Origin of the sequence: Gynuella sunshinyii YC6258 (assembly GCF_000940805.1) — a bacterium.
GTDB lineage: Bacteria > Pseudomonadota > Gammaproteobacteria > Pseudomonadales > Natronospirillaceae > Gynuella > Gynuella sunshinyii.
On the sequence record NZ_CP007142.1, the window covers coordinates 4,353,372 to 4,379,662 of the forward strand.

The following is a 26,291-nucleotide window of genomic DNA, read 5'->3' on the forward strand; positions in this document are numbered from 1 at the left end:
ATCTGCATAAAACATCGCAGCTATACAAAAAAAGCCCGGTAATACCGCGCTTTTTTCAACCTCAAAAGAAGTGTTTCAACCGTTAAAGGTTTATCACTTACGAGGCTCCGTCATCAGCCCCTTAATCATGGAAAAGGCAGCCACCAACAACACCAGAGTAAATGGCAGACCGGTTGATACCGCCATCGCCTGAAGTGCAACCAGACCACCACCCAAAATGAGTACGACGGCAACCAAACCTTCAAACGTACACCAAAATACTCGCTGCGGAATGGGTGAATCTACCTTACCGCCGGCAGAAATCACATCGATAACCAGTGAACCGGAATCCGATGATGTTACGAAGAATACGATTACCAGGATAATAGCGATAAAGGAGGTAATCTGTGCCAGCGGCAACGCATCCAGCATAGCAAACAACTGCAACGGCAAATCGGCCTCCGCGGCAGCTTTGTAACCATCCTGTACATACTGATCGATAGCGGTGCCACCGAATACAGTCATCCATAGCACGCATGCAGCCGATGGAATCAACAACACTGACACTATAAATTCACGCACCGTACGGCCGCGAGACACGCGGGCGATGAACATACCCACAAATGGCGACCAGGAAATCCACCATGCCCAATAAAAGGCAGTCCAGCCAGATGCAAAGTTGCTGTCTTCACGGGCAATAGGATTGGCCAGCGCTGGCAGGTTCAGCAGATAAGACCACAGGTTTTCAAAGAAGCCGGTCACAATCGCCAGTGTCGGACCAACGATAATAACGAATAACAGCAAAAGCGCGGCCAACACCATATTCGCTTCAGACAGTCGCTTGACACCTGCATCCAGACCAGCAACCACAGAAAAAGTCGCTAACGCACTGATACCAATTACCAGCAGAATCTGTGTGGTCTCACCCAGGGGAATACCAAACAAATAATTAAGACCAGATGCAGCCTGAGAAGCACCAAGACCAAGTGAGGTCGCCAAACCAAACAGCGTCGCCAGGACCGCCATAATGTCGATCACGTGACCCGGCCAGCCCCATACACGCTCACCCAGCAGTGGATAAAACACCGAACGGATGGTCAGCGGCAGACCTTTGTTAAATGAGAACAGTGCCAGCCCCAACGCCAATACCGCGTATATTGCCCACGGATGCAACGCCCAGTGATAGATTGTCGCCGCCATAGCGAGGGAATGCGCAGCTTCGGTATCACCAACTGCACCACCCAACGGAGCCCAATCAGTACGTATACCGTCAGCACCTACAGTGGTTCCACCCATCGAACTTGCGAAATGCGATAAGGGTTCAGATACTCCATAAAACATCAGGCCTATACCCATACCCGCAGCAAACAGCATGGCAAACCAACCGGAATAACTATAGTCCGGTGTGGCTTCAGTACCGCCAAGGCGAACTTTACCCAACGGAGTGAAAATCAATACCAGGCAGATTATGACAAAGATATTGCCGGCACCTAAAAACAACCAGTCAAGATTCCCAGTTAACCAGTTACGGATTGTTTTAAAGAAAGGTTCAGCCTGACCATGAAATGCCAAGGTCAAGGCCACAAACAGAATCACGGCCAGACCAGAGATGGCAAACACCCGGTTATGAATATCCAGGCCAAATGGCCCGACATTCACGATGATATTGTCCTGTCCAACCTGATAATCGGTGTCGATAGGGTTCACCTCACCATCAGGAATCATTGGATCTTTCTTATCAGCCATTGCAGCTTATCTCCCGTTATTTTTCATGGATTCATGAAGTCTGCATGTCGCAGACGAATACGCATCCGGAATCGCTCCGGACATAAAACCATCGCTACAGCTTTTAGCCACAGCCGATGAAAGACGCAGACCTTCTGGTCTGCAAGTTGCAAAACCATACCATATTTCACCGTCAACTGCGGCCCGATTAACTGCCAAGGATAAAAATAGACTGTTTTTTCAGGCTATGTATGGACCATTCCACCCTGCTAAAACCGATTCAGAATAAAATCAATCTGCAGGTGCAATCTGTCTTTTGAGAGATATTGGATAGAGTCAACACCGCGATGGGTCTGATATTTGTATACGCATCCACTGAAGCGCCAATCAATCGGTACAGACTGATTCTGGAATTCCGAAGCTCTCATGCGGATTTTGTTCATACGCTACATATCTGATATCCAATGTACAGCCTGAGCGTATTACATTCATTCTTCCATTGAACAAATATGTCAGTCGATTGGTTTGATATTCTATTGGCGTGTTAATTTTTTTTCAGAAAACAGTTTTGAAAGACCAAGGTGACAGTGATAAACAGGCACATGGCTACTTATCGCTGATTTGTGTGGCAACGTCGAAAACAACTACAAATGAGCAGACAGGGAAAGTATGATGTTATGGCTGTACAACATCAGGACAAACATGAAACAAAACATATTTTTGAAAGATACCGAACCAAATTTTCAAGCTCTACAGCATAAAAAATCACCCAGCCTTCAGGTAACTTTCAGATGACACTTTAACTCCCTTACTCCATCGACGCTTAAATCGATCCGCATACTGCAATAACGAAACCCGCGAGCCGGCACTATCTCCATACGACCGACCATAACTCTGAACATGTTTCAGCCATTGATTCGGGTCGATACCCAGTCGGCTGATCAGTTTTTCAGTGTCAGGATGTATAGCACCCCGTTTGTCATCTCGCAGACAACGCCCGGTGGTATCAATCAAATCGAAATAGTCTTCCCGGGTGAACGGAAGGGCTGCATGAATGGCATCCTGCTGACGCCCACTGAAGGGCATTAATGGAGATTCCGGCAAGTGATCGAGTTTTAACTCACGCTTAAGTTGACGCTGTTGAGTAATGCGCTTGGTGAGTGTTTGTTCGGTAGCGGTTTTGGTTTGGGTGGTTTTGTATTTGGCGTAATCGAATAGTCGCTGTTGAATGGAAGTAAAGTCGCTATCGATCAGATCATCCGCCATGGCAGCCCGTACCGGGTTCAGGTCCACATAGGCCATACAGGTCAGCAATGCCCCTTCATCCAATAAAGCCTGAGATTTGAAACGCCCTTCCCAGAACCGGCCTTTGCAGTTGTCTTCTTCATTGGCCATACGGGCAATGGTTTCATTGACACCGCGCATAAACCAACTGATGGAACACAAACGCTCACGCCACTGAGCAATTGTTACCGACACGGCCTGCAACTCGGCGGGCGACATTGTTTTACGCGCCGCAAGCCAACGGTTGATCAATACATCCCCGTTGTACAGCTGCAACCAGCGTTCCACCACTTCGTCATCCGACCAGCTTTGAGCGCGTGCCTGATCGACGTGCAATACAACATGATAATGATTACTCATGATCGCATAGGCACAGATATCAATGGCGTACACATAGGATAAAAATCGCAGGCGCGACACCAACCACTGCTTGCGGTGATCAAAATTCTCACCAGTTTCAGAATCGGCACCACACAAATACGCCCGCCGAACACAGCGCACCATGCAGTGATAAAAAGACGTCTCTTCCAGAGAGACTTGTTCGTTACGGGGTTTGGTCATGGTGTTGGATGTTAGTTGATGTGGGAATTGAATTCAAGTTTTTGGGTGTCCTTTTTACTTTCCGAACACAGCGCACCATGCAGTGATAAAAAGACGTCTCTTCCAGAGAGACTTGTTCGTTACGGGGTTTGGTCATGGTGTTGGATGTTAGTTGATGTGGGAATTGAATTCAAGTTTTTGGGTGTCCTTTTTACTTTCATTGGGCTGGCCGAACGGCAGCTGAATCAGGCGTATGGGGAGGTTGAGGCGGTCAGGCTCTGGCGGTAGTTGGTTCGGCGGGTATCGGACATAAAAGAGCCTGTTGGCAGGCTCTTTGGAAGGGAGCGGGGCTGCAAAAATAGATGCGTCCCCTTTATCTGTTATTTATCCGCATTAGCGTGAGGCTGGGGGTTGCTATTTGTGTCAGATCCTAAGGTCTTATCAATATAATAAACCACACGATCAGCCGCTTCTTCTGACGCTTCTCTCCTTAAGGTATAACCATCCTCAAACACCCGGCTTAAATCAAGGCCATGTTTGACCATCACTTTCAGTAAATCTACCCGGTTACTGCTTGCAATATCTCTACTATACAAGGCCTCTTCATTTGGTTTTCTAGTTCTTAATTTACTCAACCAGATAGCTTCAAATATTTCTGGTGGCGAAGAATAATTAATTGCTAACTCTACAATATCGTAACTTCCGTCTTCGGAATCATCTGGTTCTTTCCAGTCAATACCATTATTCTCAGGAGAGCTTGACGTAATAATGGCATCAGCACAGGCATAATGATCCAACAGTAGCGCCTCCGTCAAAGGGTTACCACCTGCTTCGTTTACTGTATCCAATCTAGCCCCCTGGTGAACAAGAGAAGCAATTTGATCGCATCTATTTTCAACCACGGCCCTGTCAATGATGTTAGCCTTTGCATCGTTGTCGCCCTGCTGAAAGCGCATCAGTAATGATTCAAAGCCAGGCGGCTCTTCAGCAATGTCATTCTGTTGTGAACATGACAGTACTATCAACATCAGCGCACTACTGAGCAGCCCTTTTTGTCTTTTCAATATATGAAGTAAATGTATCATTCGTCTTCTTCCTGACTGCCTGAACCATTATTGTCTCGTGCTTTTTTAAGCATTTCGTCAATATTACTTCCGTACATTTTATTGAACTTTTTCCGCTCTTCCGGACTGAGTGATTGTTTAAATGCTTTAATAGCGTCTTCGATATCTTCTTTGTGATATGGGGGTTGACTGATAAAGGTTTTTTCAGGCAGGAACTTTTCCAGCTTCTTATCTAACGCGATGATATCGTTGATATCGGAATCTTCCGCAGGGACTGCTTGTTCGCCATAGATGGAATCGGCAGCTTTGTCCTGCAAGTTTTTGAGTGACAGAATTCTTCCAAACGTATCACCTAACAAACGGGCAAAGCCCGATAAACCATCACTGTTTTCCCGATAATAATCCAGTTTGGAGGTGGTTAGCCGGACGCTGTACAACCAAAAGTCACCATGATATCCCTTGTAAAAACCAGCCCTGATTGCCAGTTGTCCGTCCGGATCCACATACTTATACGGATCATTATTCGCATACGCATACCGATTAAAACTCAACGGGTTTGTTTCTACAAACCCCACCGGATCGACGGCATAAAACCGCCCCAATACCGGATCGTAATAACGGGCCTGCATATACGTCAAACCCGTATCCGGGTCATGCTCATGACCAGTATAGCCGATACGGTTGTTTGTTTTCAGGTCCTGATTTTCGACCTTACTGCCATAAGGCATGTAGTTTTCTTTCCAGATCACCTTGCCCAGTTCATTGGTAGCTGCAACCGGTGAGCCCAAGGCGTCATTATGGTAGTAGGTGGTCAGGATTTCGGCTTGTGGCTGAGCTGCAAGAAAATACAATGCCAAAACCATCAGTCGGGATACTGAAAACGAACTCAATATCTGAAAAGTACGTGTCAAAATACTCATAGCCTGCCCTCCTTAGTGCAATATCAGACTGATGATGGCAACCATCGCGCCGGCGTTATAACTCGGCATACTATCTTCTGCATCAGCAATTCCATCACCATCGGTGTCCGAACTGGTGGGGGAACTATGATATAGATTGACTTCTTCTGCATCGCTCAGGCCATCACCGTCGGTATCTACATTTTGGGGATCAGACCCTAACGCAACTTCCTGACCATCCGTCAGACCGTCATCGTCATAATCATTATCAAATGGCAAGGTACCTGCTTTGATTTCTTCAGCCCAGCTCAAGCCATCGTGATCAAAATCTGTATCGGTTCCATCCTGAGGGTTGAGCTGCCAGTGAGTTTCTTTACAGTCTGATAAACCATCATGATCGCTGTCCACATCGCTACATATTTCATTGGAAGCGATTTTTTGTCCGGCTGAATATAAGTAAATCGTTGGATGGCCGTCTGCAGCTTCTTCGTATACCAGTTGTCCCTGACTGTTATAAACGGAATAACGTTTAACTTTACCATTGAGTGTTTCTACGACTCGTTTGCCATTAGTGTCATACTCATAGCCGTAAGTGTTATTTCCCTTTTTAAGTGATGTCATGAACTGTTGCGCATCGTATTGCATGGTGGCTTCACCATTTGCGATGACATTACCCGCAGAGTCATAATCAAACTGATATGGCAAATCGCCTTTAACCTCATACAATCGGTTTGTCTGTGAATTGTAATCATAGGTCAAGTCTATACCACCCGTATTTTTACTCACAATGTTGCCCAATGCGTCGTAACGAATTTTGCCTTTCGCCCAGGAAGGACCGTAGACGGCAGTCAGCTGACCATGCTGGTCATAACGCAACGACCGGGCATTACCTTTCTCCAATATATTACTTAACTGCATAATTTGGTTATTCGTGTAGAAGACATATTTGATATCGATAACATCGGGCACACGAATCTCTGAACGGCGTTGACGGTCATCCATTGTATAGACAGCAGCTCCATTTATTCCTGGATACTTGATAGTGTTGGGTCGATTGTATACATCGTGACTCAGCGCCCTAAATACCTCCACATGATCCTGTTGATAATTGGCAGTAGCTTTAGACAATCGTCCGGCATGATCGATATCAAGGGTATAGCTAAATGACTGTGGGTACTCTATTCGCTTTAACTGGTCCCACTGATTATATTGATAGTTGATGTTGATGGTCTTATTGCCGTGATTCAATAACTGCAGACGTTCTGACTGAAGATTACCATTTGGATCATAGGTATAACTCCATTTGTTGTTATCACTACCCTTACTCTTTAACCGCCCTGTCGAGTCATAATTCAATACATATTTAAGTGCACCGTTATCAAAGTCCGAACCAATTAAACGATTAAGCCCATCATAACTATAAACACTTGCAGCCTGCCCGGGATAACGCTGGGAAACAAGATTTCCATTTGCGTCATAACGGACATCAACAACCCCGATCTCAGGCACGTCATAAGAGCTCAGCTGCCAGTCTTCCGCATAGTTGTATTTTTGTGACAGTAATAATCTGGCATTAGGACTTGTATCCAAACCCGCATCTTTCTCCAGTTTATCCACACGTGTGATTAAACCAAGAGAATTGCGAAGGATCCTTGTGACGGCATTTTTGTCAGACTCCTGAACAGATCCGCTATAAGCGTTAATATTGGAAACAGCTTCAGTCGTCATTAGGAATTGCTCTCCCGGACTACCATAACTCAGATAGGTATACCGGGTAGTTATACCTTCTTCATCTGTGAGCTTCACCGAATTACCTGCCAAATATTGATAATGAATACTGGAGCCATCGATATGAGTAATACTCAGCACCCGCCCTAATGCGTCATACTCAAAAGAATCTCCTTTATTTTGTTGACCAGGATAACTTACGAAAACCTGGCGCCCATTATCATCGTACTTGTAATACACCGTAGCACTACGATTACTTTGATAGCCTTCTATAATCCGACCTAAACCATCAAGTTGTGACTGGCTTATGGATTGCCCACCACGCTGGGTCTCGACTTTCATTCCAAGGCTGTTATATACATAACTCACATCCGAGTCGCTATCATCAGTACGAGCTGTAATCACCTTTGTCAGACGGTTGGCAGCATCATAACTGTATGCCGTTGTCATACTATTAACGTCGCCATTGGACACCCTGGTAAAAGATTGTAAATTACCGTAATTATCAACCTCTTTACGCACATTATATGCTTCAGGTCCACGGATATTACGAGCCACACCAAGCTTGTAATCAGAATAGCTGTATTGGTTATTTAAGGGGTCTGTTATGGAGGTTATCTGGCCAATGGAATTATAGGCATATGTCGTGGTATGTCCGTATGCCGTTTTACTGACCATCCTGCCCTGATTATCATAACCATAGCGGGTTTCCCCACTTATTCCGTCAATGGATTCAGTCTGCAATAGTCCAATCACCCAATGCTGATCATTAGCAATATTACGATAAGTTCGACGGATAACTCGTGTTGGGTTTGTAGTCCACGCACTACTACCTCCAAACTTAAAGCGGGAATATTCACTAATACTCCTGGGGTTACCAAAACCATCAAAGTCGGAATAGTCGGTTATATATTGATCCTGGCCATCGCTTTTATAATCTGTGATTTTTACTTGCTTGGTTAAGGGGCGATAAGTATTGGAGGATGAATTTAACGGGAAGCGCGAAAAAGATACATATACTTTTTGATTAGCACTTGAAACTTTCATAGACTGATATTGATATTCGGTCTGTCTCAGCTTATTACTTTTACAGTCATTACTTCCATAAATAATCTTTCTTTTTATGGTCCCGGCCAGATAAAGATCTTTTTGAGAGTTTGAGTAGTATACGTTTTCGTAGCAATAGTTTTTCCCCTTCTCATACGCGTATACTTCATCATTATTATCAGAGTAACTATATTGAGTGGAGATACTGCCGTAGCCTCGAATATCTAAGGTTTTAGCACTCAGGCGCTTGTATTTTGACCGATTAATAGTTTGTTTTTGGTCAGAGTATTTAACATGAGTTCCTAATGGGGATGTATACCGTTGATTCCGGACATCCACGCTCCAATGAGAACCATCTGCATAATAAACTGTCGATAAACGATAAAATCCGTCCTGCTTGATGTATTTATAATTGACCAGTGTTCGGCCAGATTGAGAGATATTGCTAAGCAAATAGAACCCTCTTGCATCACGTAATATTCCTGTAGAATATTTCTGATAGGTAAAATTCAATACTGTACCATTGGAGTGTGTAACTTTTTGAATGTATGTCAATTCTCTTCTTTGAGATTTATTATCTCCATCGGCTCCATCTCGCAACATAATTTTGCCATAACTAATGGTATACCAGGCGCCACTAGCATCGGTTACTTTTGTCAGTAAGGCTTTTTTAGGAGTATCTACTGGTAAGGAATATTTATCATACTGAGCCGAAAACCAATATTGACGCCCATTTGGAGAGTTGACTTCATAGTCGTAAATTGTATACCTGGAGCCTTCTTCTTTATAACTATAGACAGCATGTTTTTTAACCGTCCATAGCTCTCTGGAAATACCCAAGGAATTACCACTAGCAATTGACGAGGGATAAAACTGCTGGGACTGACCAGTGGCAGAATAGAAATAAGGCCAAACAATCCCATTGCTCAGAACCTCCTGACCCAACCCTCCAAATGACAACATCCACTCATTACCTAATATGTCACCATCACTATCATTATCTATAGGTTTCTGGTTGTTGTCTAAACTCCAATTCAGAGTTCTCATCACGTTTAGAGCCAAGCCACTCTTATCGGGAATGGTGACATCGGCATGATGCATACGGTACTTACCAGTATATGGGTCGTAATCCTCGAACGAGGTATTAAAGGTCGGCCGAAAATCCGCCAACCCCGGAGAAGTATCCTCATACAAAACTTCATCGACAGCAAACGCACGGACTGAACTAAAAACAGCCATAACAGAAAAAACACAGACAATAAACCGAAGCCGGCTTTGGGAGAAATTAAGCATGGATAAGTATACTCATCTATATGTTCGCGGGGGTTCTGCCAAAAAAGCAGTTATAGTTTCAGGAGGACTTGATAAAGCGGAGGAGCCGCAGACAGCTCTTGATATATCCTTACTGACAACCCGTTCCATCGACAACATCTACATGTCCTTCATAGAAAAACCAACTACAGACAACAACGGAGAGGTGGTTGTCAATTTTCTGCAATTTTGCACGAAACACTCACTTGAATACAACCATCTTCTCATTTTTTGTGTGAAGTAAATCGACTTTTATCTGTCTATCGATGATATTGAATAGAACAAAAAAAAGCGTTTTGGTCGCCCTCAAAAATCACCTTACGGTCATCAGACCCACAAAAACTCACTAATGCTTCCAAACTACCCGTAAGCCGCATATTCCTGGCAAATAGTTTGCTGGCTCTGAGTACCGTCTACGTCTATCCCAAAATACCCAAAGTTTCTGCATTCAGGTCATACCAACAAGCCCTTGATTTTTTTGCCAGTTTTCCAGTCTCAACCAGATCATGATAACCATCGTCTGCTTATTGTAGAGGGTTATTCATTCTATTGGGCGGCTTCACCTCGACTCAGTCTTTAATTATATTTACCATGATTCAAGTCATGGATTTATTCCGGCCATGCGCGACTTCTGTTAAAAAGCAAATTTTTTGCCATGTGTAAGTCAGTGCGAGATTCAAAAATTCAGTTTATAGATGTCCTTTTTATTCTTACTGCCGCAGCTTCTGTTCCCGTCAGTCCAATTTCTACAACGACACCAGCTGCAAGCCCTCCCCCGTCGCTCTTACGGCAGTACCGGCTAATATTACGGCAGCGACCATTGACCAGTTGATCTGTTTATCTCCAGGAATTCAAACTTATGAATGTCCTATTTAGTTTTTTCTTTTAGTTTTCAATATGGAGCCAGCCTGTTGCTCCGCGCCCTTACCTCATGATCTCTGGCTTACAGTGCCTGAGTAACACTGAGGTGATTCAAAGCACGGGACGTTGTTACCCCGATAAAGCTCAAACACCTGGGCATGAGCGGTATGATGTCGAGATATTACGGTGAGTATCTTTTTATTTCCTGATAGTGGTACGACGGATCGTCGCCAATGGGTTTTGAGGGTGCGTAGTAGTTTGGCAATATAGCCCTGTTCCCTTCATGATGTCGCTAACTGATAGCAATTACTTTGATCAACAGGTATGGATTGTGATAAGCGCTTTTGTCCAAAAAAAAATACCACAAGTGTTGAAATAACGACCTGATACCAGGGTATTAATGTGCGAAATTGGTGAGAAATCAATCTGGTATTTTTTATTTGAAAATCGAACCGTCAGAAAAATATTGCATGTATGTTCCTGACGGTTACAACGTATGACCTGTTAATACTGATTTAGCACAATATTATCGATAAACAGGTCACTTGATCGGTAACCGTTTGCTCTGAACTCAATTTCATTGCTTCCTTCATTGAGGTAGATGAGCTGTTCGTTGGTTGCCCAATTGTTAGACGAGGTCTGGTTAAAAGTTGGTGTGGCTGCCGGCACTCCATTGATATATAACGTCACCGAGTCAGTAGAGCTGTCAGTATAGTAACGGATGTTCAGCATATAGTTGCCACTGGTTGGAGCCTTAACGTAATCCCTGACGCTGGCGGTATTGCCTTTGCCAAAATTCACGTACCCCATTCCCTGATAATTACGAATGCTGTCATGAACGGCATTCGCATGAATCCCGGCAATATTTTTGTAATCAAAATGTTCACCTTCATATTGACGAGGGCCTGTGTATGCCATTGGTGCCGCCGGAGGTGATACGGAGGCTTGGGTATAATCTGTGCGGCGGTTAGAGGCTGTGCCGGTGCAGTTGACAGTAATTTCGAGTGGGCCGTTATGCGCCACGTTCAGGGTAAGGGTATTATTTGACCAGTCACTTGTGAGGCTGCTGGATGGGTGGTCTCCGGTATCTGTAAATGAATAGGTCGATTGTGAAGTGCCACCGGATATCCGGATAACATCCGTCTTTAGCGTGGAGTCATCGGGAGTATAGTTAGTCAGATAAAATGTGATTTTATCCGCATATTCTTTGATGACGGCTGCTGACCACTGGGTGTACGTCAGATCCATGGCATTACAGGTATTGTATTGAAAGGGAATATGCGCACTGGCGCTTTGGCCGTTTCTGTAAGGGTTGTACGTTACCCAGGCATTTTCGTTACGGCCAACATAAAGGTCACCTGTGGACTCCTGAGGGAACAGATTGTTGAATTCATTAACTTTGTCAGCAATGTTTGGCCAGCGACGGGCATAATCAGACCTATTGACTTGTACCTGAAATGATTTGGCAACATCATCGGACAACTGCCAGACGGTCGGTATCGCCGGGTAACGCCCGGTTTTCTTAAACCAGCTGAGCTGATCCAGATTGGTCCCATCATCATCCATCAGATAAAGACCTGAAAACAGCGTTCCGGGAGACGAGTACTTATTTCTGTCATCACCTGAATATGTATCATTAACAATGACAACTTTGGTGCGTTCGACAACCTCCTGACGGTCTGGAATACGGATAGTGCCATCCAGCATCCGACGGTAAATATCCAGGTGGATGTTTTTGAATTGTGGGAACAAGTCCCACCGTCGGGTGCGGTAACCATCAGATGTTGTTCCATCATAAAGACTGCGAATACTTTGCTGCCAGATCAACTCAGGACCATCAATTACTGTTTCCCCAGTCAACATCAGGTGTTCCAATAGTGGCGCGGCCCCTGCAGCTGGTGGATAAGCCTGACCATTGTTGTTCCAGCCGCTACTGTCCGGACGGATACCATAATGTCCGGCGTAACCTGAAAGATACATACCCAGACTGACGCTTTCGATATCATGAAAACCATAACTGCTGGTTTGTTTTTCCTGAATAATGAAATTTTCCGTATAAGCTCTGGTAGCGGCTGCGAGGTGCTCGTTGGATTTGACCATTGCTACCGGATTGAGTGCGGCGCCCCAGAATCCACCGGTAAAGCTTACCGCCAGATAGCCACCATATTTATGCGTCAGTTTCAGCAGGTTTGCCCAGTGATTCCAACGATCCTGAAAGCTTGGAGAACAATCATCATTAAATCCCCAGAATTGTTCGGCATAGTTGAACCCCAGGAAGTTTGGATAGTCACGGAAGAATTCTCCATAGATGGTGTTTTCCAGGTCCTCATCCAGACCATAATCCGGAAGGTGACTAAAACCCCCGCTTGAAGGTTGGATCATCGCCCAGACGCCATTTTCAGCGGCTGTTCTCAGCCATGACTTGGCAGTTTCAATACCGTATTCCACCAGTTCCCAGTTACATTGACCGTTGGTTGCACTCTTATGATAAATGGACATGGAGAGGATAAAGACAGTATATGGACGAATGTCTTCAGGTATTAGGTCAATAACTTTTTGTGGATCAGCAGTGTTCCACGTATCAATGTGCACCATGAACATGGGGTGCTCTGGTGATAATGGACGTCGCATGGACGATGTGTCTGTAGAAGTGTTATCACCCTGAGAGTTTCCTGAAGAGCTATCACCGGAAGAGGATCCATCGGAAGTATTGTCGTTGGATGAACTGTCTGACGAGTTGTCGTTGGATGAACCGTCTGAAGAGTTGTCGTTGGATGAACCGTCTGACGAGTTGTCACCGGAAGAATTGTCATTCGATGAACTGTCTGAAGAATCATTATTGGCACTATTACTGTCTGTGGAGGTATTGTCGTTCGGGATGTCTACCTGAAAATCATTACACCCGGTAACTGACAATAAACATAAGGTAAGAGTTAGGTTTAAAAAAAATAATCTCATTGGATGTCCACATCTATTCAGTTAATGCTGATTTAGTAGATTTCATGTTATGTACATGATTAATTTTCAAATGCCTAAAAAGAGATTTTTGGTATTTTTCATACTGACAAAGATGATCTACCAGTGTTTTTTAAGAAAATTTTCAGGTTATTGAAACTGATAAAACATATGCTAACACTGTTCATGGCAGAAAAATTTGCGTTGGTTTGCATATTTCCGCAATGAAAAATAACTCTCTGATAAGTTGGATCAGAGTTATTACCTACCTAGGCGGCAACAAAGAATACCGAACTCTCCTGAAAAAATGATTTCACGAGTGTTCTATTTCTCTTACATACTCTCAAGGTCACAATAGGCTCAATTAAACAGGGATTCATTTTTCTTCAGCGGTTTCTGACTGGTTCCAATTTGTCTTATATGATTCCAAACCAATGCATCCGGGTGCATCAGGCGGTAGAAAAACGATCTCCAACCATCCCTCTTGAGACTCGATATACCTCATTACTTTTTTGAGTTTGTGTACTGGGTGCCCATCTACGATGAGAATGTCTGGCTTTCGTCAGCTTCTCTGGGACTCTTTAAAACACTCGATGCATTTATCCGCCGTGATTTTACCTGTGTACAAGTGAGACCAAAAACCCATCTGGTTGAACAGGGCCAACATGGCGGTGATTGCCTTTGTCCACTGGTGCGAACCACCAGTGGCTTGCCTTTTCTCCCGGATTCTCTGCAGAGGATCATCCGAGCGAATGCTGGCGTGTCCACAGCCCGACAATCCATCGTTGGACCTCGGACTCTCTGGCTCAGATAACTTCCTATGTCGTCCTGAACGTGTTTTAGGAGCCAAGGCTTCCACTCCTTTCTCTCTCGCTATCTTGAGCCAGGAAAAAATGGTTTTAGCGCCGAGTCCCAAACTTCGACTGACATCTGATGGTGATTCGTCATCAGACAATACTCTACGAACGGCAATTTGTCGGACAAGGTGCTGTTCTTCTGTTCTGTATTGTCTGGCATCTTTTTTCATAAGGAGAAATACATCATAGGGTACTGATTATTTCTGCCCTATTATTAATCCCCGGCAAGTATATATGTCGGGTTAACAGTGTGATGCAGGGATGCACCGAGATGTCGGACCACACCATTGGCTATAGCCAATGCGAGCCCCGAGAAATCAAGCGGTCCGTCGATTCGGTGTTTCGGGCAACACCGCCAGATTTCTCGGGGCAACAATTAAATAGATCATGACGATCTATTTAATTGCCGGATTAATAGTAAGAAGCAATTTTTTTTGCCATGTGTAAGTCAGTGCAAGACTCAATGTGTCACGCTAACTACATTTTTCCTGGTTATTCCCTGTCATTAAAGTCAGAACCTCACGCACGCACTAAATAACCTCAGTTGCCATTTTTTTACCATGTAAGGATGACGGTATGAACAGCCATTCACCGGCTAGCAACTCCAGGCATATAAGTCACCAATGGTTATTTTTTAGACCTGTCTATCCGTACTCTTATTTACCTGAAAAACCTGAAAAATCCCCATAAAGGAGGAGACGGTCAAACCGGTAAATCCACTAACATTTTTTCGCTGAATTTTCTGAAACAAGACAAATTCGCTACCAAATTTACGTATGTACTTAAATTTTCGACTTCAAGGTCGCAGCCTGATGTCGTCAGGAGTATGTCTGTAAAAACAACAATACTTGGAGCCCACAGCAATGATTAAGACCTTTACCAGCTCAATTGGTATACCCATTTTACTGGCCGCTGTATCCATACCTGCCTTTGCTGAGCTTGGAAACCCCAGAGTCAATCAACTGGGTTATATTCCCAATGGCCCGAAAGTGGCGACCTATGCCAACCACTCCAGTTCACCACTGAACTGGCAGTTGTGGCAGGGCAATCAATTAGTTAAATCCGGTACCACCGTTCCTTTCGGCAATGATGAAGCCTCCGGCGAATATGTACACCAGATAGACTTTTCTTCTGTCACCACTACCGGTGATGAGTTTAAGTTGCGAATAGGCAATGACAGCAGCTATCCATTTGAAATCAATGCAGATACATTTATGGCAGCCACGTTCGATTCGATCCGCTATTTTTATCACAATCGCAGCGGTATCGAGATTGAGACTCAATATACCGGCGGCGGTCATGGCAGTTATGCCTCTGACAGCAAATGGGCACGTCCGGCCGGACATCTCAATGTCAGCCCCAATAAAGGCGATAACAATGTCGCCTGCTGGCCAGGTACCTGTGACTATAGTCTGAATGTTACCAAAGGCTGGTATGACGCCGGTGACCATGGCAAGTATGTGGTCAACGGTGGCATTTCCGCATGGAAACTACTGAACGCCTATGAACGTTCCAGATATTGGGGGGACAATACTGACTTCCCTGCTCCCGGCAGTGCAAACCGGATAACTCCATTTGCTGATGACATGCTGAATATTCCGGAAAGTGGTAACAATGTCCCGGATATTCTTGATGAAGCTCGCTGGCAATTGGAGTTCCTGCTGGCAATGCAGGTTCCGGATGGCAAGGAACTGGCGGGAATGGTGCATCATAAAATGCATGATGAAGCCTGGACCGGACTGCCGCTGGCACCGCACGAAGATCCCAATACCCGATTCCTGGTTCCACCCTCAACGGCAGCAACGTTGAATGTTGCTGCAGTCGGTGCTCAGTGCGCACGGATTTGGGATCGCTTTGATCCGGCCTTTGCAAATCGCTGTCTGAGCGTTGCCGAGAAAGCCTGGAATGCTGCCAAGGCACACCCCAATATGATTTATGGCAATGACTATAACAATGGTGGTGGTGGATATGATGATCTGAATGTGGCCGATGAGTTCAGCTGGGCTGCCTCTGAGTTATATATTACAACCGGTCAATCCAAATATCTGGCTGACATCAATACCAATCTGGCCGCCCCCGAATGGGGTTGGCAAGGCACCCAGGCAGCCGGGGTAATGTCTCTGGCGACTGTTACCAGTTACTCTAACTCCGGACTTCGAGCGCAGGCACAACAGAGCATCATTGCACGCGCAAATGACCTTCTGCTTATCAGCCAGGGAGAGGGTTACCAAATCCCCCTCAATGTTGACAGTTTTTATTGGGGCTCCAACAGCGTCATCGGTAATTTTATGATACTGCTGGGTCTGGCCTATGAGTTCACGGATAACCAGGACTACCTCAATGCAGTAGGCCGGGGGTTGGATTATCTGTTTGGTCGTAATGCCCTTTCAAAATCTTACGTAACCGGTTACGGACAAAATGCCACCAAACAGCCACACCATCGTTTCTGGGCTGGTGCTCTTAATAATAACTACCCCTGGGCTCCTCCGGGTGCATTGGCAGGCGGGCCGAACTCAGGTCTTGAGGACGAAGTCTCACAAGCAGCTTTAAATGGCTGTCAATCCACACCACAGACCTGTTATGTCGATGACATTGGGGCCTGGTCCACGAATGAAATTACCATCAATTGGAACAGCGCATTATTCTGGGTACTGGCGTTCTATGACGAGTATGCACGCCAGGACACCGCTTTGAATCATGTCCCGGTCGCGAATGTAACCGTTACTCCCACCACGGGAACCGCGCCTTTACGGGTCACCTTTGATGCCAGTGCCTCTACTGACGCCGATGGAGATGAATTGACCGCAACCTGGGACTTTGGAGATGGCACCAGTGGTGAAGGAATGGTCGTTGATCACCTTTACACCCAAGCAGGCCGCTTTGGCTCAATAGGCGAAATCAGCGATGGCAATGGCGGCAAAGTCGGAGTCATCACGTTTATCGAAATAACAGGTGACCAAAGTAATACACTGCCTGTTGCAAAGCTTTCAGCTTCCACCAAAACCGGCCCGGCACCATTGACGGTTCAGTTTGACGGCAGCGAATCCTATGATAATGATGGTGATCCACTCACTTATCACTGGCTGGTTAATAACCAGCTGGTCGGGATCTCGTCACAATTAAGCTATACCTTTACCAATGTGGGGGCTTACTTTGTCGAGCTGATTGTGAATGACGGCAAAGCCGATTCTGTTGCCGCCATGACCACTATCAACGTTACGCCACCCGTGACAACCGGGGATCTCAGCTGCTCTGTATCCACCAATACCTGGAGTAATGGTTATACTGCGTCCGTCAAAGTGACTAACCAGGGAAGTACCACGTTAAACAGTTGGCAGGTCAACCTGCTGCTTCCTGCCGGACATACCATCAGCAACACCTGGTCAGCCTCATTTGACACAACCAAATCCCCGATCGTTGTCAGCAATGCTGGCTGGAATGGCACACTGGCTCCAGGGGCTAGTGTAGAGTTTGGTTTCCAGGCCGGGTTCACCGGCAGCTATAGCGCTCCGAGCTGCCAATAACCCCCCCCCAAGCGGCAAGGATGCCGCTGCTCCATCGGGTTAAGATTTTTCGTTTGCTCAGCAACGCTCCCCAACCCATCACTACATCACGTTTAGCTCGTTGATAACCATTACCACTCACAGCCCAACGATAAAAGCACTGGTTATTTGACCATATAGTCATCATCCGATTGAACCAATACACTGACTGGAGATTTCCAAAAGATTTTCATCATAACGAAATCTGAGTGGTGCAAGCTGTAACCTGCATATGGCGAACATTAAAGGATAATCCCATGAGTAGCCCGATAAACAAGACACTAAAAAAAACGGCTCTGGTGCTGGCAATCAGCATGCTTACAGCCGGATCTCAGGCTGACCTGATCATCAGTGAATACATCGAAGGATCGAGCTATAACAAAGCAATTGAGCTGCAGAATACCGGTACTGAGGAGATCAACCTAAGCCAATACAACCTGGAGCTTTACAGCAATGGCAAAACCAGCCTGACAGCTTCGGTAAATCTGACGGGTTCACTGGCCGCTGGAGGTGTTTACGTACTGGCTCATGGCAGTGCCAGCAATGACATCCTGACGGTGGCTAATCAGATCAGCAGTTCCGTCATCAATTTTAATGGCGACGATACTTTGATCCTGAAACAAGGTGAGACCGTCGTCGATTCATTTGGTCAATATGGTTATGACCCTGGCAGCCAGTGGAGCGCAAACGGCGTATCAACCGCTAATGCCACATTACGCCGACACGCCGATATCACCAGTGGTGACACCAATCCTGACGATGAGTTTGATCCCTCCCTGCAATGGGATGCTTATCCCCAGGATACCTTTGATGGCCTCGGAGACGGTTCTGGTAATGATGGTAACGGTGGTACGGCAACAGAAGCGCTGATTTCCGACATCCAGGGAAGCGGTAGCAGTTCTCCGATGATCGATGAACAGGTCATCGTCACTGCGGTGGTCATCGCCGTTTACCAGGATGAACATTCATTCAACGGTTTCTTTATTCAGGAAGAAGATGCCGATCAGGATGGCGACGCCAGTACCTCTGAAGGTATTTTCGTATATTCGTCACAACCTGTTCAGGTGGGCGATCAGGTAAAAGTCACTGCCAAAGTAACCGAGTATTTTGATCTCACAGAGCTGACCGATGTCAGTACTGTCGAGGTGTTGGCCAACGATCAGCCACTGCCGGCCACAACCATTATCAACCTGCCCCTCAGCTCGACCGATCAGCTGGAAGCGGTCGAAGGCATGCTGGTGGAATTTCCACAAACCCTGACCGTTAACGAAGTCTATCAACTTGGACGTTACGGCCAGATGTTGCTATCACAGGGACGTCGTTATCAGGGTACCGAAATTGCCCTGCCAGGCGAGGATGCTCTCGCTGTCATCGCCGACAATGCTCTGAACGTCATCAAACTGGACGATGGTTTCTCCAACCAGAACCCGGTGCCGGTCATTTATCCGGTGCCCGGACTGTCAGCATTGAACACGGTCAGAATCGGCGACAGTGTGCCCGGCATTACCGGTGTCATTTACTATAGCTTCGGTGAATATCTGCTTGAGCCGGTTGGCGAGGTCACATTTGACCCAACCAATCAGAGAACCCTGGCACCGCAAACTGATCCTATGGCCAACCTTAAAGTTGCCAGCTTTAACGTACTGAACTTTTTCAACGGTGATGGTCAGGGTGGCGGCTTCCCCACTTCCCGCGGTGCTGATAATGCAGAAGAGTTTCAGCGTCAGCTCGATAAACTGGTGCCTGCTCTGGTGGCCCTGGACAGTGATATCGTCGGCCTGATGGAAATTGAAAACGATGGTTACGATGAATACAGTGCCATCGCCACCCTGGTCGATACATTGAACGCTGAACTGCCTGCCGATAAGGCTTATACCTATGTCGATCCTGGCCTCAGCAGTCTTGGCTCTGACGAAATAGCCGTTGGCATGATTTATCGCCCGGCCAGCGTGCAGTTGCTATCAAGTGCCAAACTGGATTCCAGCAACTCCGCGCTGGATCCGGATACTGGTGAACCGTTGTTTAACGACGGTAAAAACCGGACAGCACTGGCGGTCAGCTTTGAACATGTAGCAACCGGTCAACAGCTTACGGTCTCGGTCAATCATCTGAAGTCCAAAGGCAGCGACTGTGTTGACCTTGGCGACCCGGACCTCGGCGACGGCCAGGGTAATTGCAACCTGACCCGAACCATGGCAGCCGAAGCCCTGGCACAATGGTTACAGGACACCCCAACCGGCATCGATACCCCCATCACGCTGATCATTGGTGACCTAAACTCCTATGCCATGGAAGATCCGATCCGTACCCTGGAAAGCGCCGGCTTCAACAATCTCAAAAAAGCCAAGGGATTGCCGGGAGACTACTCTTATGTATTCGATGGTCAGTCCGGATCCCTCGATCATGCTCTGGGCAATCAGGCGGCACTCGATGCCACCCTGCTTGTGACTGACTGGCACATCAATACTGATGAACCCGCTGTGCTGGACTACAACACCGAGTACAAATATGACGGCCAGGCAGAAACGCTCTACAACGCTGACCCCTATCGTTCTTCGGATCACGATCCAGTCATCATCAGTATGTCGTTAACACCAGCCAATGAGCCACCGATCGCACTGATCAGCCATTTCCGGATCTGGAACTGGCATATCTTTATTGCGGACAGCTTTGATCCGGATGGTCGGGTGGTGAAAAATCACTGGAACTTTGTTAACTGGGATGAATTTGACAGCTGGTTCGCCTTTGTTCCGGAGTCAGTGCTCAAACGTAATCGTGTCGGTCAGATAATATTGACCGCGACCGATAACGACGGTGCCAGCAGTGAGGACGTTCTAACGCTCAGCAATGCTCACTTGGGACACAACAAAAGCAACCATTCCCGCCGCTGATAACCGTCATTTGAACGGTGTTGATTAAGGAATTTAATCTTCGGGATGGCAAACACAAACAGCCATCCCGTCCTTTCCCTGGGGCTAGCGATGCCCAACCCTCTCCAGTGATCACAAATGATGACCAGTGTCATTTTTCTTTAACCAGTCTGACACACTATTTTCATTGCCCTTATCGAGAATGGGAGAAACCCATGACCATAGGGCCTGATCATGTCAAAACAATACTTCCGGACCATCTGGATCTCTGATACTCACCTCGGAAACAAAAATACCCAGGCAGGTTTACTGGCCGACTTTCTCGATTCGACTGAATCCGAAAAACTATTCCTGCTCGGCGATATTGTCGATCTGTGGAAAATGAGCAAAAAGGGACACTGGCCCAAAGCCCACCAGGATGTATTGAAGAAAATCTTCGACAAAGCCCGTGCAGGCACTGAAGTCATTTACATTCCGGGAAATCACGACCCTTTCTTTCGTGATTTCAACGGTCTGGGAATCGGCCACATCTCCATTCATGAAGAATATATTCATCAAACCGCGAACGGTCAGAAACTGCTGTTACTGCACGGTGATCGATTCGATGAGGAGATCACCTGCGCGCGCTGGTTATTCCATTTTGCCGACTTCCTTTATGAGTCCATCATCACGGTTAACCGTCACCTTAATCGCATCAGAGCCAGACTCAACAGACCCTACTGGTCACTTTCAGGTGCGCTGAAAATCCGTAGCAAGAAAGTACGTTCATACATCACCGAATTTGAACAGAAAGTGATTGCATATGGGAAAGAACAAGGCGTTGATGGTGTGGTCTGCGGTCATATTCATCAACCCAAACTGGATCGGATCAATGGGTTGATCTACGCCAATGATGGCGACTGGCTGGAAAGCTGCTCAGCGCTGGTGGAAACCACCGATGGAAAGCTGCAGCTGATGGATTGGAGCATCAAAACAGCACATCACCTGCAACCAGCAACCGCATAACATAGTGCCAAAGAGAACATTTCGGACCTGAGCTTTCGGGTCCGACAAACGCTCTGTCCCCCTGGATAACCACTCAATTCAGCGTCCAAAGCAAACTACCAATCGAGAGACAGAGCGATCATCAGCAAACACAAAAATCAGCCAGGTATGGCAACTGAGTCGCCCAAATAGTCATTAAGGCGTTTTGCAGAAAAGCCTCAGGTAATCGGAGACTGACTTCCAGATACGTCAATCTGGAAGTCAGGGAGAGTGATTAAAAATTGATAGTGATACTGCGCTTTTCTTTTTCAGATTCAGGGCGTTCATGGTATTCACCCGTCACCGCCGGTTCCGCCAGAGGGAGAGACTTCTGACGACTTGAGTATTGCTCAATGATCGGCTCAATCTGTGTAGAGGTCAGATCAGTCCAACTGGGATCAGTTTTTTCAATACCATCTTCACGATAACGATGTAGCACCAATACCTGATTGAATATGATGGCTTTTCCTTCCTGCAGGGTCACCTGCATATCGAACACATGCTTACTCTTGGAAAAGTGGAAATACTTTGGCGAGCTGGGTGTTTCACGCATTGCCCAGTCGGTAATGGTATATGTACCGGCGTTCAGCTGTTTGACTTCTATCCACGGCTTGGAAGCATAAGGATAAAGATCTACCGTAAACTCATCTCCATTACTGTCGCGCATAAATAACAAGTAATTGATGTTCTGGGCACCGCCCACTTCGTCGTCAATTTGCAGCGGCACCAGCAGTCTTGCATCTCCAGTAGGGGTTTTGCCTGGTAAACCGGCACATCCAGCCAGCGTTAATACGGCTGTCAGCAACAGACAGATACGGATCATATGGGTCATAGCATATCCTTGGTGTTATTGTTCTAAGAGGTTTTTTCTGCTTCGGTGGAGGATACAGCATCCTCCGGCTTATCGGGATTGTCACTATCAGCTATTTCAACAATTTCAAAGTCTTCACCTTTCAACTCGGGCATATCAATTTTTTCGAAGTTTTTATCAAGCTTACCAAGCGTGCTGCACATGTTATCAAGGCGGGCATCCTGAGCATGCATGTGATCCAGCATCGCCTTAATCGCATGAGCAATCGGGTCCGGCATTTCGGAAACTCCATAGGCATCAAACCCAAGAGCTTTGGCAATCTGAGCGCGCTTGGCGTCGGCCTGCTCCTGCTCGGGTAATGGCGTTGGTGCTTTGATAATCCGGCCTGGAACACCCACAACTGTAGCACCGGCAGGAACGGGTTTGGTCACCACCGCGTTGGAGCCGATGCGGGCACCTTCGCCAACAGTGAAAGGCCCCAGAATTTTGGCTCCGGCACCAACAATCACATTGTTTTCCAGAGTCGGATGGCGCTTTCCGGGCTCCAGGCTGGTACCACCAAGAGTTACCCCCTGGTAAATGGTGACATCATCACCAATTTCCGCAGTGCCACCAATAACCACACCCATGCCATGATCAATAAAAAAGCGGCGACCGATTTTCGCACCAGGATGAATTTCAATACCGGTAAGCCAACGGGCAAACGTGGAAAGCATTCGCGCCAGCCACTTGAAATCCCAACACCAGAGTTTGTGACTCAGCCGATGAAACAGAACTGCATGCAGGCCTGGATAAGTGGTTATGACCTCGAAAAAATTCCTGGCAGCTGGATCACGATGAAAGACGCTGCTTACATCTTCTTTGAGTCTGGAAAACATAATGGTTCCTTATTTTGGCTTGAGCTTCCCGGAGGCCGCTTTGATAGTCTGCTTCAAGATTCCACGCAAAATATTCACTTCCGTTGTATCCGGTTCCGCCCGCAGGTACAACCTGCGCAAGCGATTCATCAGAAGCTTGGGATTATTGGGATCAAGGTATTCGATATCAACCAGCGCCTGCTCAAGATGACTGAAGAAACCTTCCATCTGGGTGTGACTGGCAGGAGGTTCTTCCCTGACGGCAGACCACTGATAGTCAACCTCACCGGCCAGACACGCCATGCGCAGTTCATAACTCAGCACCTGTACAGCTGATGCTACATTCAGAGAGCTATAGTCAGGGTTGGCCGGTATGTGCAGATGAGCATGACACTGAGCCAGCTCATCATTGGTCAACCCGCTGCGCTCACGGCCAAAAACCAAAGCCACGGTCTGTTGCTGAGATGCCGCCGCAAGCGCTTTCTGGGCGGCCTGACGTGGATTCAGTAACGGCCATGGAAAACTACGGCTGCGGGCACTGGCTCCCAGTACCAGAGCGCAGTCACTGACCGCTTCGGCCAGATTGGGAGCGGTACGACACTGCTGTAACAAATCATCAGCCCCGGAAGCGCGCGCCATGGAAACATCAGAAACCACGTCACACTGCGGATTGGCTAATACCAAATCGTTCAATCCCATGGTTTTCATGGCTCTGCAGGCAGACCCGATATTAGCACTCAGAGAGGTTTCAACCAGAACGATTCGAATATGAGCTAAAGCGTGCAACATGGTTCCCCCTAAAAACGATAAGCGGGCCTATTGTGCCTGGACCGCTCAATCGAATACACCCCTACTATTTCAACCCGCTTTTATGTAAACTCCGCCGCCACTTCCATTAGTAGCTGTTTAACAACCAAAGTACCTTACCATGCAACCGACTTTAACCATCGCGATGCGTGCAGCCCGTGCTGCCGCCGAAAAAATGAAATACACCTATCAGCAGACGCCTGCGCTGCTGGATGAAGGATACAGTCTGGAGAAAATTTTTACTGACGCAATGGAAGGTGCTGCCGCCAGAGTTGTCAAAAGTCTTTGGGCGGCCCATCCCACTCACAACATCATTTTCAAACAGCTTGGCGAGCACCCTGCCAAAAACCCGGAACACAACCATAAATGGTATGTGAACCTGTTGGATGGGGATCTGAATTTTCAAACCGGCTACCCTGCCGCGGCGATCTGTGTCGCCCACGCCTTCAGAGACAAGTTCGAGCAGGTTGCCATCATTAATATTTTCAATGACGAAGAGTTTGGTTGTGTACGCGGCCGGGGCATGACCCGCAACGAACAGCGCGTTCGTGTCACCAGTGTCCGTCGTCTGGATGGTATCAGCTCTGGTGTGCATGGCTTTGACACTGACCCATCCTGGGTTGCCTGCTGTGGCACTCACAACATCAACCAGCGGATTATTGGCTCCGGCCTGTTAACTCTCAGTTATTTCTGCAGCGGCTTTACTGATGCCTGCGTGGTAAATGGTATGAGTGAACACGATATGTCGGTTGCTGCGTTATTACTGCAGGAGTCAGGAGCGATTGCCGGGGACCGTAAAGGCAAACCACTGTTTGCCAACAGCGCCGAAATCGTTGCCGCCAACCCCAAACTGTTCAAGGTACTGCTACAGGCCCTGTAAGGCCGGTATTTATTTCATTGTCAGGCGTTAAACCCTATGGCTCGATCACTGCAGATACTCGCCGGTAAACGTGCATTCAAACATTTGAAGGAACACGGTCTTCAGGCTCAGGATGTCAAAATAATTCTCGGAGCTTCTGGTGGACCCAAATGGTTTGTTTTATCGCGGCTCGATCAATATCTCAATTCTGAGTTCCTGAGTCAGGCCGATCAATCCATTCAATTGGTGGGATCATCAATCGGTGCCTGGAGAATGGCCTGCTATGCCGAAAGTGATCCCCAATCCGCAATACAACGACTGGAACAGGGTTATCTGCATCAACGCTACCCGCGAAAGGCCTCAGGAGCAGTGGTTTCCGCAAATGCGCAAACCATGCTGGATGAGTTTCTACCTGACAGTGAAATCAATTTCGTGCTGAAAAATACCAATCGGCATTTGAACATTGTGACCACACGCTGCCATGGCTGGCTGGAACAAGAATATAAACCCAAACAACTGGCCGGGTTTATGGGCAGCGCTGTCGCCAACGCTGTTTCCAGAAAAATGCTTAATCGTTTTTTTGAACGAGTAGTGTTCTCGCAACACATGAGTGACTCACCTTACCGAACACTAAACGGCGTACCGGGTCGCTTAAGCAGCCTGAGTCAGCAGAATCTCAAGACTGCACTATTGGCTTCAGGGTCTATCCCTGTTGTCCTGGAAGGTGTTCAGGATATCAGCGGCGCCCCAAGTGGTACTTACCGGGACGGCGGACTGGTTGATTATCACTTTGATCTCCCCTTCAGCGTGGAAAATGGCATTATCCTTTATCCGCATTTTGCTCCGTTATTGAAGCCAGGCTGGTTTGACAAGTCTCTGCGCTGGCGTGGCGTCAATGCCCGAAACTATCAGGATGTCGTACTACTGGCACCGACCCCGGAATTTATCCAGCACTTACCATATGGAAAAATTCCAGACAGGGGCGATTTCAAAAAGATACCCGACAACGTTCGGGAACAGTACTGGAAAGATGCCATCAAACAGGGACAGCGACTGGCTGATGATCTGCACGAACTGCTGAATTCAGACAGGCTGATCGTTGAAATGAAAGAGCTGATCCCGAGCAGGCTGCGATCACTTAAACGCTGACTCAACGTCGCTGTTCTTTGCGCTTGGGATCTGTGATCAGTAAATACCAGATACATCCCAGTACCACTGCACAGCACATCAGAATAAAACTCTCGTACATCCTGCGACCTCCGAATCCACCGT

The 26,291-nt window shown here is 46.9% G+C and carries 18 protein-coding genes; 7 read left to right on the forward strand and 11 right to left on the reverse strand.

The genetic code is table 11. The features are described 5' to 3' along the window. Positions 1-93: 93 nt before the first annotated feature. The 5 genes from YC6258_RS18085 to YC6258_RS18105 all read right to left on the reverse strand — a co-directional run bounded on the left by YC6258_RS18085 (position 94) and on the right by YC6258_RS18105 (position 9,559). Positions 94-1,725, reverse strand: a complete 1,632-nt coding sequence (locus tag YC6258_RS18085; protein ID WP_044618173.1) for a BCCT family transporter — start codon at positions 1,723-1,725, stop codon at positions 94-96. A gap of 744 nt (positions 1,726-2,469) precedes the next feature. Further along, the gene (locus YC6258_RS31025; RefSeq protein WP_044618174.1) at positions 2,470-3,549 is read right to left on the reverse strand and encodes a transposase; all 1,080 of its coding nucleotides are present in this window, start codon (positions 3,547-3,549) and stop codon (positions 2,470-2,472) included. 359 nt (positions 3,550-3,908) lie between these two features. Continuing rightward, on the reverse strand, positions 3,909-4,613 hold the full coding sequence (locus tag YC6258_RS18095) for a hypothetical protein (RefSeq protein WP_044618175.1): 705 nt from the start codon (positions 4,611-4,613) through the stop codon (positions 3,909-3,911). Next, positions 4,610-5,512: an RHS repeat domain-containing protein gene (locus YC6258_RS27525; protein WP_052830398.1), complete on the reverse strand. Its 903-nt coding sequence runs from the start codon at positions 5,510-5,512 to the stop codon at positions 4,610-4,612. The genes YC6258_RS18095 and YC6258_RS27525 overlap by 4 nt, the downstream gene beginning before the upstream one ends. A gap of 12 nt (positions 5,513-5,524) precedes the next feature. Continuing rightward, positions 5,525-9,559, reverse strand: coding sequence for an RHS repeat protein (locus YC6258_RS18105; protein ID WP_044618176.1), 4,035 nt, complete (start codon positions 9,557-9,559; stop codon positions 5,525-5,527). On the opposite strand from YC6258_RS18105, the gene YC6258_RS18110 reads away from it, so the two are divergent. Further along, positions 9,558-9,821, forward strand: a complete 264-nt coding sequence (locus tag YC6258_RS18110) for a hypothetical protein (protein WP_044618177.1) — start codon at positions 9,558-9,560, stop codon at positions 9,819-9,821. The two genes, YC6258_RS18105 and YC6258_RS18110, sit on opposite strands and share 2 nt — an antisense overlap. Positions 9,822-10,942: 1,121 nt before the next feature. On the opposite strand, the gene YC6258_RS18115 is transcribed toward YC6258_RS18110, so the two are convergent. Next, positions 10,943-13,069 carry a glycoside hydrolase family 98 domain-containing protein gene (locus tag YC6258_RS18115; RefSeq protein ID WP_082070788.1) on the reverse strand — a complete coding sequence of 709 codons (2,127 nt, stop codon included), beginning with the start codon at positions 13,067-13,069 and terminating at the stop codon, positions 10,943-10,945. An 85-nt stretch (positions 13,070-13,154) separates the two neighbouring features. Between YC6258_RS18115 and YC6258_RS30340 the strand changes: the two genes are divergently transcribed. Beyond that, positions 13,155-13,328 carry a hypothetical protein gene (locus YC6258_RS30340; protein ID WP_169748992.1) on the forward strand — a complete coding sequence of 58 codons (174 nt, stop codon included), beginning with the start codon at positions 13,155-13,157 and terminating at the stop codon, positions 13,326-13,328. Between the two features lie 441 nt (positions 13,329-13,769). On the opposite strand, the gene YC6258_RS31405 is transcribed toward YC6258_RS30340, so the two are convergent. Both YC6258_RS31405 and YC6258_RS18120 read right to left on the reverse strand, forming a co-directional pair. Next, the gene (locus tag YC6258_RS31405) at positions 13,770-13,943 is read right to left on the reverse strand and encodes a transposase (RefSeq protein ID WP_144407808.1); all 174 of its coding nucleotides are present in this window, start codon (positions 13,941-13,943) and stop codon (positions 13,770-13,772) included. A 12-nt stretch (positions 13,944-13,955) separates the two neighbouring features. Then, positions 13,956-14,420, reverse strand: coding sequence for a helix-turn-helix domain-containing protein (locus tag YC6258_RS18120; protein WP_044618179.1), 465 nt, complete (start codon positions 14,418-14,420; stop codon positions 13,956-13,958). A 693-nt stretch (positions 14,421-15,113) separates the two neighbouring features. On the opposite strand from YC6258_RS18120, the gene YC6258_RS18125 reads away from it, so the two are divergent. From YC6258_RS18125 to YC6258_RS18135, 3 genes are all read left to right on the forward strand, one after another. Continuing rightward, on the forward strand, positions 15,114-17,774 hold the full coding sequence (locus YC6258_RS18125) for a glycoside hydrolase family 9 protein (protein WP_044618180.1): 2,661 nt from the start codon (positions 15,114-15,116) through the stop codon (positions 17,772-17,774). 275 nt (positions 17,775-18,049) lie between these two features. Then, positions 18,050-20,683, forward strand: coding sequence for an ExeM/NucH family extracellular endonuclease (locus YC6258_RS18130; protein WP_082070789.1), 2,634 nt, complete (start codon positions 18,050-18,052; stop codon positions 20,681-20,683). Between the two features lie 213 nt (positions 20,684-20,896). Continuing rightward, positions 20,897-21,667: a UDP-2,3-diacylglucosamine diphosphatase gene (locus YC6258_RS18135; RefSeq protein ID WP_044618181.1), complete on the forward strand. Its 771-nt coding sequence runs from the start codon at positions 20,897-20,899 to the stop codon at positions 21,665-21,667. Between the two features lie 253 nt (positions 21,668-21,920). Here YC6258_RS18135 and YC6258_RS18140 read toward each other — a convergent pair whose 3' ends face one another. The 3 genes from YC6258_RS18140 to YC6258_RS18150 are packed head-to-tail and all read right to left on the reverse strand — an operon-like array spanning position 21,921 to position 24,142. Continuing rightward, entirely contained in the window at positions 21,921-22,517 is a 597-nt protein-coding gene (locus YC6258_RS18140) for a hypothetical protein (RefSeq protein ID WP_044618182.1), read from the reverse strand. Positions 22,518-22,540: 23 nt separating this feature from the next. Then, entirely contained in the window at positions 22,541-23,374 is an 834-nt protein-coding gene (gene cysE, locus YC6258_RS18145; protein WP_044618183.1) for a serine O-acetyltransferase, read from the reverse strand. 9 nt (positions 23,375-23,383) lie between these two features. Further along, positions 23,384-24,142: an RNA methyltransferase gene (locus tag YC6258_RS18150; protein ID WP_044618184.1), complete on the reverse strand. Its 759-nt coding sequence runs from the start codon at positions 24,140-24,142 to the stop codon at positions 23,384-23,386. A gap of 139 nt (positions 24,143-24,281) precedes the next feature. Between YC6258_RS18150 and YC6258_RS18155 the strand changes: the two genes are divergently transcribed. Both YC6258_RS18155 and YC6258_RS18160 read left to right on the forward strand, forming a co-directional pair. After that, the gene (locus YC6258_RS18155; RefSeq protein WP_044618185.1) at positions 24,282-25,040 is read left to right on the forward strand and encodes an inositol monophosphatase family protein; all 759 of its coding nucleotides are present in this window, start codon (positions 24,282-24,284) and stop codon (positions 25,038-25,040) included. A gap of 36 nt (positions 25,041-25,076) precedes the next feature. Continuing rightward, positions 25,077-26,168, forward strand: coding sequence for a patatin-like phospholipase domain-containing protein (locus tag YC6258_RS18160; protein WP_044618186.1), 1,092 nt, complete (start codon positions 25,077-25,079; stop codon positions 26,166-26,168). The last annotated feature ends 123 nt before the right edge of the window (positions 26,169-26,291 follow it).